Origin of the sequence: Blautia sp. MSK20_18 (assembly GCF_020553125.1) — a bacterium.
GTDB classification, from domain to species: domain Bacteria; phylum Bacillota; class Clostridia; order Lachnospirales; family Lachnospiraceae; genus Blautia_A; species Blautia_A fusiformis.
Genome location: NZ_JAJCGR010000015.1, coordinates 21,811 through 36,980, shown reverse-complemented (window position 1 = coordinate 36,980; position 15,170 = coordinate 21,811). Strand labels below are relative to the sequence as shown.

12 protein-coding genes are annotated in these 15,170 nt (G+C 45.2%); 9 read left to right on the top strand and 3 right to left on the bottom strand.

The annotated features are described in order from the left end of the window. Positions 1-6: 6 nt before the first annotated feature. Positions 7-2,271, bottom strand: a complete 2,265-nt coding sequence (locus tag LI091_RS09920) for an alpha-amylase family glycosyl hydrolase (RefSeq protein WP_265191127.1) — start codon at positions 2,269-2,271, stop codon at positions 7-9. Between the two features lie 75 nt (positions 2,272-2,346). Further along, the gene (locus LI091_RS09915) at positions 2,347-3,165 is read right to left on the bottom strand and encodes a histidinol-phosphatase HisJ family protein (protein WP_022426901.1); all 819 of its coding nucleotides are present in this window, start codon (positions 3,163-3,165) and stop codon (positions 2,347-2,349) included. A gap of 305 nt (positions 3,166-3,470) precedes the next feature. Between LI091_RS09915 and gap the strand changes: the two genes are divergently transcribed. From gap to tpiA, 3 genes are all read left to right on the top strand, one after another. Continuing rightward, entirely contained in the window at positions 3,471-4,490 is a 1,020-nt protein-coding gene (gap, locus tag LI091_RS09910) for a type I glyceraldehyde-3-phosphate dehydrogenase (RefSeq protein WP_021652276.1), read from the top strand. A 186-nt stretch (positions 4,491-4,676) separates the two neighbouring features. Then, entirely contained in the window at positions 4,677-5,873 is a 1,197-nt protein-coding gene (locus tag LI091_RS09905) for a phosphoglycerate kinase (protein ID WP_015527000.1), read from the top strand. A gap of 44 nt (positions 5,874-5,917) precedes the next feature. Continuing rightward, complete coding sequence (tpiA, locus tag LI091_RS09900; protein WP_015527001.1) at positions 5,918-6,667, top strand: triose-phosphate isomerase; 750 nt, start codon at positions 5,918-5,920, stop codon at positions 6,665-6,667. 116 nt (positions 6,668-6,783) lie between these two features. On the opposite strand, the gene LI091_RS09895 is transcribed toward tpiA, so the two are convergent. Next, the gene (locus LI091_RS09895) at positions 6,784-7,062 is read right to left on the bottom strand and encodes a helix-turn-helix domain-containing protein (RefSeq protein ID WP_148447428.1); all 279 of its coding nucleotides are present in this window, start codon (positions 7,060-7,062) and stop codon (positions 6,784-6,786) included. A gap of 101 nt (positions 7,063-7,163) precedes the next feature. Between LI091_RS09895 and LI091_RS09890 the strand changes: the two genes are divergently transcribed. The 6 genes from LI091_RS09890 (at position 7,164) to LI091_RS09865 (ending at position 15,103) form a co-directional block, all read left to right on the top strand. Then, the gene (locus LI091_RS09890) at positions 7,164-7,385 is read left to right on the top strand and encodes a hypothetical protein (protein WP_148447426.1); all 222 of its coding nucleotides are present in this window, start codon (positions 7,164-7,166) and stop codon (positions 7,383-7,385) included. Positions 7,386-7,509: 124 nt separating this feature from the next. Beyond that, positions 7,510-8,628 carry an Mbeg1-like protein gene (locus LI091_RS09885; protein ID WP_148447424.1) on the top strand — a complete coding sequence of 373 codons (1,119 nt, stop codon included), beginning with the start codon at positions 7,510-7,512 and terminating at the stop codon, positions 8,626-8,628. A 54-nt stretch (positions 8,629-8,682) separates the two neighbouring features. Continuing rightward, entirely contained in the window at positions 8,683-9,978 is a 1,296-nt protein-coding gene (locus LI091_RS09880; protein ID WP_265191126.1) for a homoserine dehydrogenase, read from the top strand. A 211-nt stretch (positions 9,979-10,189) separates the two neighbouring features. Continuing rightward, a complete protein-coding gene (gene gpmI, locus LI091_RS09875) occupies positions 10,190-11,731 on the top strand; it encodes a 2,3-bisphosphoglycerate-independent phosphoglycerate mutase (RefSeq protein WP_265191125.1) in 1,542 nt (513 codons plus the stop codon). Positions 11,732-11,988: 257 nt separating this feature from the next. Next, complete coding sequence (locus LI091_RS09870) at positions 11,989-13,341, top strand: MATE family efflux transporter (RefSeq protein WP_265191124.1); 1,353 nt, start codon at positions 11,989-11,991, stop codon at positions 13,339-13,341. A 127-nt stretch (positions 13,342-13,468) separates the two neighbouring features. Then, entirely contained in the window at positions 13,469-15,103 is a 1,635-nt protein-coding gene (locus tag LI091_RS09865; RefSeq protein WP_265191123.1) for a L,D-transpeptidase family protein, read from the top strand. The last annotated feature ends 67 nt before the right edge of the window (positions 15,104-15,170 follow it).

The following is a 15,170-nucleotide window of genomic DNA, read 5'->3' as shown; positions in this document are numbered from 1 at the left end:
AAGCTATTATTTCGTGTGCATAAGCCAGATAAATCCGAAGGCCGGGATCTCTACAGCCTGTGCGTCTCTCTGAACTCCTGTGAGAAGATCTGTGTAGGTACCGTCCTGTTCGTTGATCCAGGCTACCTTATCCTGGTCGCTGAAGTTGTAGATGCAGATCAGTTTTTCTTCAGAAGTTTCTCTTACCAGGGCAAGGAGAGCTTTTTCCCAGGTTTCCAGCGTATGTGCAGAAACTTCAGGAGCAAATACCGGATGGCTGGCACGGATGGATTCCAGCTGCTCAAGGCTGTTGAAAATGCGTCCCTGGATCGTTTCGGCATCGGCTCTGTTCCGGGCAAGTGCCCAGTTGAAACGTCCATTGTGGAGCCAGCGGGGATCAGCAGCTTTGGAAATGTCTGTTTTATAGGTGTAGTCATTCAGCTGTCCGACCTCGTCACCGCTTCGAAGTACCGGAATTCCGGGGAGGGAAAGAAGCAATGCATGAAGTGCTACGTCATAGCGGATTCCCCGGCTGACACCCTCCATATTTCCTTCATAATCAAAACGCTCGATTCCTGCAAGAGATGCGGTTGTTCCGCAGAGCTCCGATTCCTCGGTTTCCGGATTCACATAAATTTCACCCCGGGCAAAGGAATCAGGGAAAATACCTGCCAGGAATTCATTCAGATAATCTCTGTGAGGCCCTTCTGTGATAAAGCTTCCTTTCAGGAAATCATAGTCCAGATTCCAGCGTACCGTGTTGCGGTTACGAAGGTAATTCTGGAATACCGGTGCCTGCGGAAGGTCTGCAGCTCTGTCGATTCCCCGGCGGAGAAGGGCAGTGTCCTTTGTGGCAACGGTATGCCAGAGATCGGACATCAGCTGGGTGCTGTTTACAATGTGAAGTTCCGGCATATCGGAAGTTCCGCCAAATGCAGCAGCCTCTGCAGGTGGGCGGTCTGTTTCGCCAAGGAGAAGAATTCCGGGGCATACGATCTCACACACCATTCGGGTCATACGCAGCAGAGAGTGAAGCTTCCAGAGATTTTCTTCCGGCATCATCGGAAGGATACCAAGGCTGAATACAGAAGCACCTTCATTTGCAAGCTCCAGGATCTGAAGAAGCATTGCATTGAAATAAGCCGGAGTCTGGAGCACACATGGCGCACCGGACTGTGGGTCATCCACAGAAAGACTTAACGGGATCTCAAGAGCCAGGCGGATACCTGCTTTCCTACAGTTAGCTGCAAGTGTATGCAGATCTTCGGAGGTTCCGATCTCCGGGATAATGCGAAGAGAGCAGTTGGAGGTTGCCTGGAAAAGATCTGTCAGGTACAGAGTGTCTGCATTACATTCGCTGATATAGTCCAGTTTATTAGATAGACCGGAAAGAGTATCTGCGAAGTCAGCAGGATTTACAGCCATTCCGGTGAAAGTAGTCTTACGGAACCAGTCAGGATCTGCAGCGCAGTTCTGGTCAGCTTCCTTCATGGAAAGAGAACGCTCACGGTAGATTTCTTTCATCTTTTTTGTGAGGCTTGAGAATGTGCCGGTAACTTCCGGGTGATCGCGGAACAGTTCGCAGTAAAGCCATTTCAGATCATTGTAGTAGTGTTTCAGACGTTTCTCGTAGAGGGCATCGTAAGCTGTGTCCTCCTTGGAAGTTTCGACTTTCAGAGGCTCGGTCTTGGAAGTAGTAACTTTCGCCGGCTCAGTCTTGGAAGTCTCGACCTTGATCGGTTCGGTCTTGGAAGTCTCAACCTTGATCGGCTCGGTCTTGGAAGTCTCGACCTTGATCGGTTCGGTCTTGGAAGTCTCAACCTTGATCGGCTCGGTCTTGGAAGTCTCGACCTTGATCGGTTCGGTCTTGGAAGTCTCGACCTTGATCGGTTCGGTCTTGGAAGTCTCGACTTTGATCGGTTCAATCTTGGAAGTCTCGACCTTGATCGGTTCGGTCTTGGAAGTCTCGACTTTGATCGGTTCAATCTTGGAAGTCTCGACCTTGATCGGTTCGGTCTTGGAAGTCTCGACTTTGATCGGTTCAATCTTGGAAGTCTCGACCTTGATCGGTTCGGTCTTGGAAGTCTCGACTTTGATCGGTTCAGTTTTGGAAGTTTCGACTTTAAGCGTTTCCTTCTTTACGGTTTCAAGTTTTTTCACTTCGGCTTTAGCATTTTCAACAGATTTGGCAGCACTGGAACTGGTGCCGGCAGCAGAGGTATTTTTTTTCAGTTGCTTTTCTTTTTTTGCCTGCATGGCAGCTTTCTTTTTCTGGAGTCTTTTTGTTGACATATAGAGTTCCTCCTTAGATAAAATGATATTTTCGGTATAAAAATGTAAACTCTCTCACCGGAGAGAGAAACAGAGCTACAGCTTATGAAAAACAGGACGGCGGTTTTTAAATACAGCATAATAGGAAAAACCACATTCACGGAGAACATCAGCCGCCTTGTCAAAAGCATAGCCGATCTTATCCGGAGTATGGGCATCTGCACCGATGGTGATGATCTCACCGCCAAGCTCACGGTAACGTCGGATAATATTGACACAGGGATTCGGTTCACCAAGCCCGTAGTGATAACCGCCTGTGTTCAGCTCGATTCCCACATTTTTGCGGATCAATGTCCGCAGGATCTCGTCCAGGATCTCCTTATATCGTCCGTAAGAATACTGACGGTTCTGATTTGGACCATAACGTACTACATAGTCGATATGTCCGTACACATCCATCTCGTCAAAAGCAGCGATATTTTCCAGGATGGATTCAAAATATTCCATGTAGCATGCGGATTCCTTACGGCCCTCAAAATAAGAAGGATAATAAGGATCGTATCCGTGCACCACATGGGAGGAACCAATAACGAAATCAAAGGGAACTTCTTTCAGAAGATCGGAAAAAGATTCTGCAAGCTGAGGCTGAAGTCCAAGCTCGATCCCGAAGTTAACCTGAATCTGGTCTTTAAAAGCATCCGCAAGACTCTCAAGTTTCTGGCGGTATGCAGGGATGTTCAGGGAAAAATCAAGATTTTCCGGAGTATCGGGATAATCCGGATCAAAATGTTCAGTAAAACAGATTCCCGTGAGACCCTGGTCTGCGGCAGTCTGGATCATTTCTTCCATCGGTGTATCGGAATCTGCGGAAAAAGAGGAGTGCATATGGCAGTCCCATAAAATTTTCTGGTCCATTTTGTACCTCCATATTCAAGCCTTTATATTCTGTGACAATGATCGTATCTGCCTGTTATGAATCCGGGAAAGTCAAACTTCCAGCGGGAATATAGATATCCGTTTTGGGAATCAGCAGGACAGAACTTTCTATCAGAGAATTATAGCACATTTTTCAGAAATTTTCTTAATATTTATTTTAATGTTCTTTTTTATAAATAGCTCTTGAATTTTTGTTTGGAATTAGGTACAATATGAAACAGGTTGATGTTTCTTTAACAAAGGAACGATTTAAATCACCATTCAATTCATAGGAGGAATTTATCATGGCAGTAAAAGTTGCAATTAATGGTTTTGGACGTATCGGTCGTCTTGCATTCCGTCAGATGTTTGGAGCAGAAGGATTTGAGATCGTAGCAATCAACGATCTTACATCTCCTAAGATGCTTGCTCACTTATTAAAATATGATTCTACACAGGGAAGATATGCTCTTGCTGATAAAGTAACAGCAGGCGAGGATTCCATCACAGTAGACGGAAAAGAGATCAAAATCTATGCTAAGGCTAACGCTGCAGAGCTTCCATGGGGAGAGATCGGTGTAGACGTAGTTCTTGAGTGCACAGGTTTCTACACATCCAAAGACAAAGCTCAGGCTCATATCGATGCAGGTGCTAAGCACGTAGTTATTTCCGCTCCGGCTGGAAACGACCTTAAGACAATCGTTTACAACGTAAACCATCAGGGTCTTACAAACGAGGACAAGATCATCTCCGCAGCTTCCTGTACAACAAACTGCCTTGCACCAATGGCTAAGGCTCTTAACGATCTTGCACCGATCAAATCCGGTATCATGTGCACAATCCACGCTTACACAGGCGATCAGATGACACTTGACGGACCGCAGAGAAAAGGCGATCTGAGAAGATCCCGTGCAGCTGCAGTTAACATCGTTCCGAACAGCACAGGTGCTGCTAAAGCTATCGGACTTGTTATCCCAGAGCTTAACGGCAAACTTATCGGTTCTGCACAGCGTGTACCTACCCCAACAGGTTCTACAACAATCCTTACAGCAGTAGTTGAAGGAAACGTTACTAAAGAGCAGATCAACGCAGCTATGAAAGCAGCTTCCAATGAGTCCTTCGGATACAACGAGGATGAGATCGTATCCAGCGATATCGTTGGTATGAGATTTGGTTCCCTCTTCGATGCTACTCAGACAATGGTACTTCCACTTGAGAATGGCACAACAGAGGTTCAGGTAGTTTCCTGGTATGACAACGAGAACTCCTACACAAGCCAGATGGTTCGTACAATCAAGCACTTCGGAAAACTTCTGAACGCTTAATTTTCTGCGAACGGGTGTAGAAGAATAGACTCAGAAAGGGTCCGGTCTGAAGAGGACCGGGCCCTTTTTTTCCAAAAGACCAAACAAAAAAATGTCTGAGGAAATGACTGTTAACAGAGCGGACAACAATACCGCTCGCCCTTATTCATCTGCTTTTGCAGAAATAAAAGTTAAGGAGATATAGAGATGCTGAACAAAAAAAGTGTTGACGATATCAATGTAAAAGGACAGAAAGTACTTGTAAGATGCGACTTCAATGTTCCGCTTCAGGATGGAAAGATCACAGATGAGAACCGTCTTGTAGCTGCTCTTCCTACAATCAAGAAACTGATCGCAGACGGCGGAAAAGTTATCCTTTGCTCCCACCTTGGAAAACCGAAGGGAGAGCCGAAACCGGAGCTTTCTCTTGCACCTGTAGCAGTTCGTCTTTCTGAGCTTCTTGGCCAGGAAGTAAAATTTGCAGCAGATCCTGAGGTAGTAGGACCGAACGCAAAAGCTGCTGTAGCTGAGATGAAGGATGGCGATGTAGTTCTTCTTGAGAACACACGTTATCGTGCAGAAGAGACAAAGAACGAAGACAAGTTCAGCGAAGATCTTGCTTCTCTTTGTGATGTATTTGTAAATGATGCATTCGGAACTGCTCACAGAGCTCACTGCTCTAACGTAGGTGTTACCAAATATGTAAAAACAGCAGTTGTAGGATATCTGATGCAGAAAGAGATCGATTTCCTTGGAAACGCTGTAAACAATCCGGAGAGACCATTCGTAGCAATTCTTGGCGGCGCTAAGGTTTCCAGCAAGATCTCTGTTATCAACAACCTTCTTGACAAGGTAGATACACTGATCATCGGTGGTGGTATGTCTTATACATTCTCCAAGGCTATGGGCGGACATATCGGAACATCCCTCTGCGAGGATGATTACCTTCAGTATGCTCTCGACATGATGAAGAAAGCAGAGGAGAAGGGCGTGAAGCTTCTTCTTCCTGTAGATAACAGAATCGGTGATAACTTCTCCAATGACTGCAACATCCAGGTTGTAAAACGTGGTGAGATCCCGGACGGATGGGAAGGAATGGATATCGGACCGGAGACTGAAAAGCTTTTTGCAGACGCTGTAAAAGATGCCAAGACTGTTGTATGGAACGGACCGATGGGATGCTTCGAGATGCCGAACTTCGCACATGGTACAGAGGCAGTTGCAAAAGCTCTTGCTGAGACAGACGCAACAACAATCATCGGTGGCGGCGATTCCGCAGCAGCTGTAAATATCCTCGGATATGGCGACAAGATGACACACATCTCCACAGGTGGCGGTGCTTCTCTTGAGTTCCTTGAGGGCAAAGAGCTCCCAGGTGTAGCAGCAGCTAACGATAAAGACTGATAAAAAATAAAGTGTTCCAAGGACACAAAAAAGGAGATAAAACCATGGCAAGAAAGAAAATCATTGCTGGAAACTGGAAAATGAACATGACACCAAGCGAGGCTGTAAAGCTGGTTGAGACTTTAAAACCGCTTGTTGTTAACGACGAAGTTGATGTAGTATTCTGCGTACCGGCTATCGACATCATTCCTGTTGTTGAGGCAGCTAAAGGAACAAACATCCAGGTTGGTGCTGAGAACATGTACTTCGAGGAGAAAGGTGCTTATACAGGCGAGATCGCTCCTGCTATGCTCGTAGATGCAGGCGTTAAGTACGTTGTACTTGGACACTCCGAGAGAAGAGAGTACTTCGGTGAGACAAACGAGGACGTTAACAAAAAAATGCTCAAAGCTTTCGAGCATGGCATCACACCGATCATGTGCTGTGGTGAGACACTTACTCAGAGAGAGCAGGGCGTAACAATGGACTTCATCCGTCAGCAGGTTAAGGTTGGATTCCAGGGTGTTACAGCTGATCAGGCTAAGACAGCAGTTATCGCTTACGAGCCGATCTGGGCTATCGGAACAGGTAAGACAGCTACAACAGAGCAGGCTCAGGAGGTTTGCGCTGATATCCGTAAATGCATCGCTGAGATCTATGATGACGCTACAGCAGCAGAGATCCGTATCCAGTACGGCGGATCTGTAAACGCTGCAACAGCTCCTGACTTATTCGCTCAGGCTGACATCGACGGCGGTCTTGTAGGCGGCGCTTCCCTGAAACCAGATTTCGGAAAGATCGTAAACTACAAATAAGAATAAATAAAGAAAGGGGCTTCGGCCCCTTTTTTTATGGAATAATGGAAAATCTATTTGTCAAAAAAACTCTCTCTGACATAAATACGCAGGAATAAAAATGCGGCTGTTTATGCTCAGAGAGAGTTTTTCTTATTTTCGGAGGAAGAACTGTTTTTCTCCGAAATTTCTTTTGGATTATTATTCATTTCATCCGGATCAGGAATATGTTCTACGATATCTTCAATATCACAGTGAAGAATGGAACACAACCTGTCTATTGTAAAAATTTCAATGTTTTTGTTTTTTCTAAGCCTGTCCAGAAGAGAACGGGTAATTTCATAGTGTTCATAAAGATCATACTGAGTAATACCTCGTTCTTTCATTGTGACCCAAAATCTGTCATACTTTATCATATGTTTATCCTGTCCGATTCGTCCTTGAATTAATCTTATTATGAATGTAAAATTGGAATCACAACAGTGTCCTTATAGAGACACTATGGAAAGGAGAAACAATGAGGAAATTTTTGAAGGCATTTTTTTCATTGGCGGTTACCATATATTTTTCGACTACCATGTTCTATTGTTTTGTGGCCGGAGCACCGCAGAATGGAAAAGGAGCTGTAATTTATGTAGTGTCAGCAGCAGGCCTGTCAATTCTGTTTCCGGCTTTTACCTGTGGCTGTATTCATTACATTATCTATCTCAGGAAAAAACTGGATAAACAGGGCAAATAATCAGGTTTTATGGTATGATAAAGAAAAACAGAGGATGGATGAAACCGGACAGTTATGTATTATAATAGAAAGAAAGACTGTAACTGTGCGGAAGACGCTTATGTGATTATTTGTGGAGGGTTTTATGGGAAATATTCTGGATTATCTTGACTGGAGAGGGGACCTTACTTTTGAACAGTCACCGTTTAATGAAGTTGACAATCTGATACTGTCATGCTTTTCCTATCTGGATCTGGATGAGATAACCGAGCTGAAAAATGGAGATACTCTTTGCATAAAGGATCTCTCAGAGAGATTTTCCACAGAAAAAAAAGAACAGGATATGAAAGCAGAAAGTGCGTTTTTGCAGAATACGCCGGTTCTTCTTGAAAAGATGGCCCGTTCGAAACGATTCCGGGAATGCATAGTGGGAGGATTTGTGAATGAAATTCTGTCCAGACAGGCACAGCAGTTTGCGGCAGTGATGATCGGGCTGGGAGATGGAACATCCTATATATCTTTCCGGGGAACCGATGATACGATTGTGGGATGGAAAGAGGATTTTAATTTGAGCAACGGAGTTGTTCCATCCCACAGAAAAGCTCTGGAATATCTGGAAGAACACGGAACCTATCTGCAATCCATGTTGCGTATCGGAGGACATTCCAAAGGTGGTAATCTGGCTATGTATGCTGCCATGCAGTGTAATGAAATACTTCAGGAGAAGATTCTTTCTGTTTACGATAACGACGGACCAGGATTTCCGGAGGAATTTTTCAGCCCTGAGAGAGTGGAGAAGGTTTTGCCAAAAGTCACCCGTATTATACCGGAGGCATCTGTGATCGGTATGCTTCTTACGCATCAGAAAGAACCGCTGATCGTGGCAAGCAGTCAGAAAGGCATCCTGCAGCACGATGCTTTTACCTGGGAGGTGATGGGGCCGTCTTTTATTCAGAAAGAAACACTGACAAGGAGGGCGGCGGCATCAGACCGGAGTCTTCACAAATGGATTGATACTATGAATGAAGAGGAAAGGGCACATCTGATAGGAGAACTTTTTTCTGTGCTTGAGGCCACCGGCGCGGATACGATTTCCCAGATTCAGGATGGAGGCCTGAAAAGTCTGGCTGCCATGGTACGACAGCTGGATAAAATGGAGCCTCACTCCAAAGCTATGGTACAGGAATTGATTGTCGGAATTTTTGGCAGCTGGCTGGAACTCCTTCCGCTGCCGGAGCTTGACAAAAAGCGTTTTCTGCCATAACATAGGAGTTAACTCTGATAAAAATTGGAAAAAACGGAAAGGGGACATCAGAAAATGAGCGAAAAAGTCGTAAATGCGGCCCTTCTTGGTCTTGGAACAGTAGGAACCGGAGTCTATAAAGTTATCAAAAATCAGGAGCAGGAAATGACAGCCAAGCTTGGATGTCAGGTAAAGATCACAAAGATCCTGGTGCGTAACCTCGAAAAAGCATCTAAAAAAGTAGAAGATCCATCTGTTCTTACAACAGACTGGGCAGATATCGAAGGAGATCCTTCTATTGATATTGTGATCGAGCTGATCGGTGGAATTGAGCCGGCCCGTACTTACATTCTTGCAGCACTGAAAGCCGGAAAGAATGTAGTAACTGCAAATAAAGACCTGATCGCAGTTCACGGAAAAGAGATTCTGGAAACTGCCAAGGCTGCACAGAAAGATTTCCTGTTTGAGGCTGCTGTTGCCGGAGGAATTCCGATTATCAGCCCGCTTAAGAATAGCCTCGAGGCCAACCATGTAACGGAAGTTATGGGAATCGTAAACGGAACTACGAACTTTATCCTTACCAAGATGTCCCAGGAAGGAATGGAATTTTCCGATGCCCTTGCCCTTGCCACAGAGCTTGGATATGCAGAGGCAGATCCGACTGCAGATATAGAAGGAATTGATGCAGGAAGAAAGGTAGCGATCCTTGCTTCTGTTGCTTTTAATTCCAGAGTTACCCTTGACAATGTTCATATCGAGGGAATCACCAAGATCACAGCGAAAGATATCCGTTACGCCAAGGAAATGGGCTGTGAGATCAAACTTCTGGGTGTTGCCCGCTGCCAGGAGGATGGCGTTGAGGCCTATGTATGCCCAATGCTGATCCCTGCAGAGCATCCTCTTGCATCTGTCAATGATTCCTACAATGCAGTATTTGTACATGGAGATGCTGTAGGTGATACTATGTTCTACGGACGTGGAGCAGGAGAACTTCCAACAGCAAGTGCGGTTGTTGGAGATGTATTTGAGGTAGTCCGTAATATGAAGGCAGATTGCTGCGGAAGAGTAGGTTGCACCTGCTATAAGACACTTCCGGTAAAAAATATGGCAGATACCCATAACCGTTATTTCCTCCGCCTGCAGGTAGAGGACCGCTGCGGTGTGCTGGCTGAAATCCTGGAGCATTTTGCAAAATATCAGGCAAGCGTGGCACAGATCATGCAGAAAGAAAGCAAGAGACCGGATACCGCAGAGGTTGTTGTGATCACCAAACTTGTAAGCGAGGGCGCTTTCTTTAAGGTTAAGGAAGAACTGGAAAACAGCGCATCTGTAAGAAAGATTTCTTCTATGATCCGTGTATACCAGAAATAATATCTTTCGCGTAAATTTACAGATCAGCTGTATCAGTTGTCGGGAAATTGAAAACAAACAAATTTTTGTCAAAGAAAACGTTGCAAAATTTCTGGATTTTGGTACTATATAAAATGGAAAACAAAAGAATCCTGAATGGTACAGAGGGTTTCAGAATCAGTGAAGAGCTGTGCCGGACAGATTTTCGATCAAAGATAAGAAGGGGAAAATTATGAGCAAAAAACCAACAGTTTTAATGATCCTTGATGGATATGGACTCAATGACAGACATGACGGAAATGCTGTATATGAGGCAAAAACACCGGTTATGGACGGACTCATGAAAGATTATCCGTTTGTAAAAGGCAATGCCAGCGGTCTTGCGGTAGGTCTTCCAGACGGACAGATGGGCAACTCCGAGGTTGGTCATATGAACATGGGCGCAGGCCGTATCGTATACCAGGAGCTTACAAGGATCACAAAAGAGATCCAGGACGGCGATTTCTTCAAGAATGAGGCACTTCTTACTGCTATGAAGAATGCAAAAGACAACGATTCCGCGATCCATTTTATGGGACTTCTTTCTGACGGTGGCGTACACAGCCACAATACACATCTCTACGGACTTCTTGAGATGGCAAAGAGAGAGGGACTCAAGAAAGTTTACGTACACTGCTTCCTGGATGGTCGTGACACACCGCCTGCATCCGGTAAAGAGTTTGTAGAGCAGCTGGAAGCTAAAATGAAAGAGATCGGCGTTGGTGAGATCGGTGTGATCTCCGGACGTTATTATGCAATGGATCGTGATAACCGCTGGGATCGTGTTGAACTTGCATATAAAGCTCTTACACAGGGCGAAGGCGTAAAGGGAACAGATGCTGCAGCAGCAGTTCAGGCTTCCTATGATGATGACAAGACAGATGAATTTGTGCTTCCGACTGTTATCGAGAAAGACGGCAAACCGGTTGCAACTATTTCCGATAAGGATTCCGTTGTATTCTTCAACTTCCGTCCGGACCGTGCAAGAGAGATCACAAGAGCTTTCTGTGATGACGATTTTAAGGGCTTTGAGAGAGCAAAGAGACTGGATACCACATTCGTATGCTTCACAGAGTATGATGATACCATCCAGAATAAGCTGGTAGCATTCCACAAGGTTCTTCTTCACAATACCTTTGGTGAGTACCTTGCAGCTCACGATATGACACAGGCACGTATCGCCGAGACAGAGAAATATGCACATGTTACCTTCTTCTTCAACGGTGGCGTTGAGGAGCCGAACAAGGGAGAGGATCGAATCCTTGTAAAATCCCCGAAGGTTCCGACCTACGATATGCAGCCGGAGATGAGCGCACCGGAAGTTTGCGAGAAACTTGTAGAGGCGATCAAATCTGACAAATATGATGTGATCATCATCAACTTCGCAAACCCGGATATGGTTGGCCACACAGGTGTTGAGGCAGCTGCAATCAAGGCTGTTGAGACTGTTGATGAGTGTGTAGGTAAGGCTGTAGAGGCAATCAAAGAGGTTGACGGACAGCTCCTTATCTGTGCTGACCACGGTAACGCAGAACAGCTTGTAAACTATGAGACAGGTGAGCCATGGACAGCTCATACAACCAACCCGGTTCCGTTTATCCTGGTAAACGCAGATCCGAAATACACACTTCGTGAGAACGGATGCCTTGCAGATATCGTTCCGACTCTGATCCAGCTTATGGGTATGGAGCAGCCGAAGGAAATGACAGGAGAGTCTCTTCTTGTTGAGAAATAAATAAGCTTCACGGAATCCCGGCAGATTTTTACGGATCTGCCGGGATTTTTTCATCCGATTGTTTCTGTTTCCACATATGAAAAAAATTTTCAAAATCATCTTGTAAAATCATTCCATTTCAACTATAATCCCTCTGATACATAAAAACAGGTAACTTTTGAGCAACTGTAAAGTTACAGAAAGAATAATAAAAAGAATAACAAAAAGCAGCACAAAGTTTAGGAACGATCAAATTAAATGGGGGGAAAAAAGATTTCATGAAAACAGACATGACACAGGGAAAACCGATAAAAGTGCTCCTGGGATTTACGATCCCGGTATTTATTGGTAATGTATTTCAGCAGTTCTACAATATGGTAGATGCGGTGGTTGTAGGAAAATTTGTAGGAACAAAGGCACTGGCGGCAGTTGGCTCAACAGGAACTATCATCTTTTTGATCATAGGCTTTCTTCTGGGACTTACTGCCGGTTTTACCGTACTGACTGCACAGAAGTACGGTGCGGGAAAAATGGATGAGATGCGTCAGACCGTGGGAAATGCACTGATCCTGACAGCGCTGATCTCGGCAGTGATGACAGCAGTCAGCATGACAGGTATGCATGCACTTCTGAAATTTATGCATACGCCGGATGATATTTTCAAGGATGCATATGCTTACGTTATGATCATCTGCGGAGGGATTTTTGCCCAGGCATTATATAATATCCTGGCCAGTATCCTCCGTGCACTGGGAAACAGTAAGGTACCACTGTATTTTCTGATCTTATCTGCAATGCTGAATATTGTGCTTGACCTTGTATTTATCATCGTGTTTAAGCTGGGAGCGCCTGGAGCAGCCTGGGCTACCATTATTTCCCAGGGAGTTTCAGGAGTCTTATGTCTGGTATATATCTGGAAGTTTGTGCCGGAGCTCCGTATGAAAAAAGAAGACTGGTATTTCAGATGTAACCTCGCAGCCAAGCAGATCGGTGTGGGAATCCCAATGGGACTGCAGTATTCCATTACGGCGATCGGAACCATGATGGTACAGTCAGCCTTAAATATGCTTGGCTCTTATGCGGTGGCGGCGTTTACAGCAGGAAGTAAGATCGAGCAGATCTTCACCCAGGCATATGTGGCACAGGGAACTGCCAGCGCTACCTACAATGCACAGAATATCGGAGCCGGAAAGCTTGAGAGAGTGCGGGAAGGCTTCCGGGCTTCGCATTTTATAGGAATTGTATATTCTGTTGTTGTTGGCAGTTTTCTGTTCTTTGCGGGAAAATATTTCGCATATCTGTTTATCTCAGATAACATTGAAGAAGTGCTTCCTATGGTAGCAATCTATGTAAAATGTGTGGCACTGTTTTTTATTCCTCTGTATTTTGTCAATGTACTGCGAAACGGGATCCAGGGAATGGGATATGGTCTTCTTCCTATGATGGCCGGTGTAGCTGAGCTTGCAGGAAGAGGGATCACCGCTACCATTGCAGCCGGAAAAAGTAGCTATATCGGTACCTGTCTTGCAAGTCCGGTGGCCTGGATCTTTGCGTCAGTGCTCCTTTGGGTAATGTACGTCTATGTTATGAAAGATATGGCGCGGAAGCTGTACGGTACAAATAAGTTATAAAAAAACCGTGAAATGAGATGCAATTTCCGGAAAGTATGATATAATGAAAAAGCTGGTGAGTAAGACCAGAAAGTATCAATGGAAAGATGCCTTTTTTGAAGGCACATGAACATAGAGGTGAATAAATATGAGCAACGATGAAAAGAGGGATATCGAGGACAGGATCAATGATGCCATGGCAAAGATCGTCAGTGATACTGCAGGAGAGCCTCAGCCTGAAAATAAAAATAACAGATCAGCTGCTCACAAGTCGGCAAGACCTTCGAAATCAGCAAGGCCAAGGAAGATCACCTACGTACCTATCGATGAATCTGAATTTGAACCTATCGTTATACCCGAAAAGAAAAAGCATAAGGCACTGAAGGTGACCGGAATGATCGCCGCCATGGTTTTGGTAGTGGCAGGCTGTGCATATGCAGGAGTATCTTATTATTACACCAGTCATTTCTTTGAGGGCACAACGATTAACGGGATCGACAGCTCCAACAGGACTGCATATGAGGTTGAGCAGGAGATCGCAAAAAAAATGGAAGGCTATTCCATCCAGGTAAAGGCCAGAGATCAGGAACCGCAGACGATAGAAGGAACGGATATCAGTTATCGTTATATATCCAGTGGTGAAGTTCTGAAGCTTTTGAAAGCGCAGAAGCCCTATGAATGGGTGAGAGGATTTTTTGAAAAGACGACTTACACAGCCAGTGAGCAGACAGCTTTTGACAAGTCAAAGCTGGAGTCAGAAGTGAAAGCACTGAACTGTGCCCAGAAAGAGAATCAGGTAGCACCGGAGAATGCGTACGTAAGCTTTAATGATTCCGAGTTTACGATCGTGCCGGAGACAGTGGGAAGTGAACTGAAGGTAAAAGAAGCCTATCAGATGATCAGTGATGCTATCAGCAGCGATGACGGGGAAGTAGATCTTGGCAGTAACCCGGATGCTTATGTGAAAGCAGATGTGACCAGCGACAGTGCAGATCTGCAGGCAACGGTGGATGCATATAATAACTTTGCGAGGGCAAGCATCACCTACACATTTGGAGATGAGACAGTAACACTTGATGGAAGCACCATCAAGAACTGGCTGCAGTTTGACGAAAAGGGCCAGCTGATCCAGGATGATGCATCCTTCAAACAGCATATCGTGGATTATGTGGCACAGCTTGCAGCGGATCATGATACAGTAGGTACAGAGCGTCAGTTCCAGACAACAAGCGGAAGAACTGTTTCGGTTTCCGGTTCTGCATATGGCTGGAAGATCGATCAGGACGGAGAGGTGGCACAGCTTACCCAGGAGATCCAGTCCGGAGCTCAGACGACCAGAGAGCCGGTTTATTCCATGAGAGCCAATTCCTATGGTGTGAATGATCTGGGAAATACCTACATTGAAGTGGACCTTACAGAACAGTATATGTGGTATTATCAGGATGGAAATGTGATCTTTGAATCAGATATCGTATCCGGACTTGCAAGTGATCCGGAGAGAAAAACACCTCCTGGAATCTTCACCTTGTACTATAAGAAGAGCCCGGATGTGTTACGTGGCACCAAGAAACCAGACGGAACCTATTCCTATGAACAGCCGGTAACCTACTGGATGCCGTTTAACGGAGGCATTGGATTCCATGATGCAGACTGGCAGCCGTATTTTGGAGGCGATCGGTATCTAACCGGAGGTTCCCACGGCTGTATCAATATGCCGCCGGATAAAGCGGGAGAGCTTTACAACATTATCCAGTATAATGTTCCGATCGTCTGTTTCTATTGATCGGAGCTGTAGTCAAAAAACAAACAGGAGCCAGCCGGTGATCCGGTGTGTGGCTCCTGTTCTTTAG

Bases quoted from the DNA above. Each gene is read 5' to 3' on its own strand.
- LI091_RS09890 (WP_148447426.1), top strand. From the start codon at position 7,164: ATGAGGAAATTTTTGAAGGCATTTTTTTCATTGGCGGTTACCATATAT.
- LI091_RS09920 (WP_265191127.1), bottom strand. From the start codon at position 2,271: ATGTCAACAAAAAGACTCCAGAAAAAGAAAGCTGCCATGCAGGCAAAA.
- gpmI (WP_265191125.1), top strand. From the start codon at position 10,190: ATGAGCAAAAAACCAACAGTTTTAATGATCCTTGATGGATATGGACTC.
- LI091_RS09870 (WP_265191124.1), top strand. From the start codon at position 11,989: ATGAAAACAGACATGACACAGGGAAAACCGATAAAAGTGCTCCTGGGA.
- LI091_RS09905 (WP_015527000.1), top strand. From the start codon at position 4,677: ATGCTGAACAAAAAAAGTGTTGACGATATCAATGTAAAAGGACAGAAA.
- LI091_RS09885 (WP_148447424.1), top strand. From the start codon at position 7,510: ATGGGAAATATTCTGGATTATCTTGACTGGAGAGGGGACCTTACTTTT.
- tpiA (WP_015527001.1), top strand. From the start codon at position 5,918: ATGGCAAGAAAGAAAATCATTGCTGGAAACTGGAAAATGAACATGACA.
- gap (WP_021652276.1), top strand. From the start codon at position 3,471: ATGGCAGTAAAAGTTGCAATTAATGGTTTTGGACGTATCGGTCGTCTT.
- LI091_RS09895 (WP_148447428.1), bottom strand. From the start codon at position 7,062: ATGATAAAGTATGACAGATTTTGGGTCACAATGAAAGAACGAGGTATT.
- LI091_RS09915 (WP_022426901.1), bottom strand. From the start codon at position 3,165: ATGGACCAGAAAATTTTATGGGACTGCCATATGCACTCCTCTTTTTCC.
- LI091_RS09880 (WP_265191126.1), top strand. From the start codon at position 8,683: ATGAGCGAAAAAGTCGTAAATGCGGCCCTTCTTGGTCTTGGAACAGTA.
- LI091_RS09865 (WP_265191123.1), top strand. From the start codon at position 13,469: ATGAGCAACGATGAAAAGAGGGATATCGAGGACAGGATCAATGATGCC.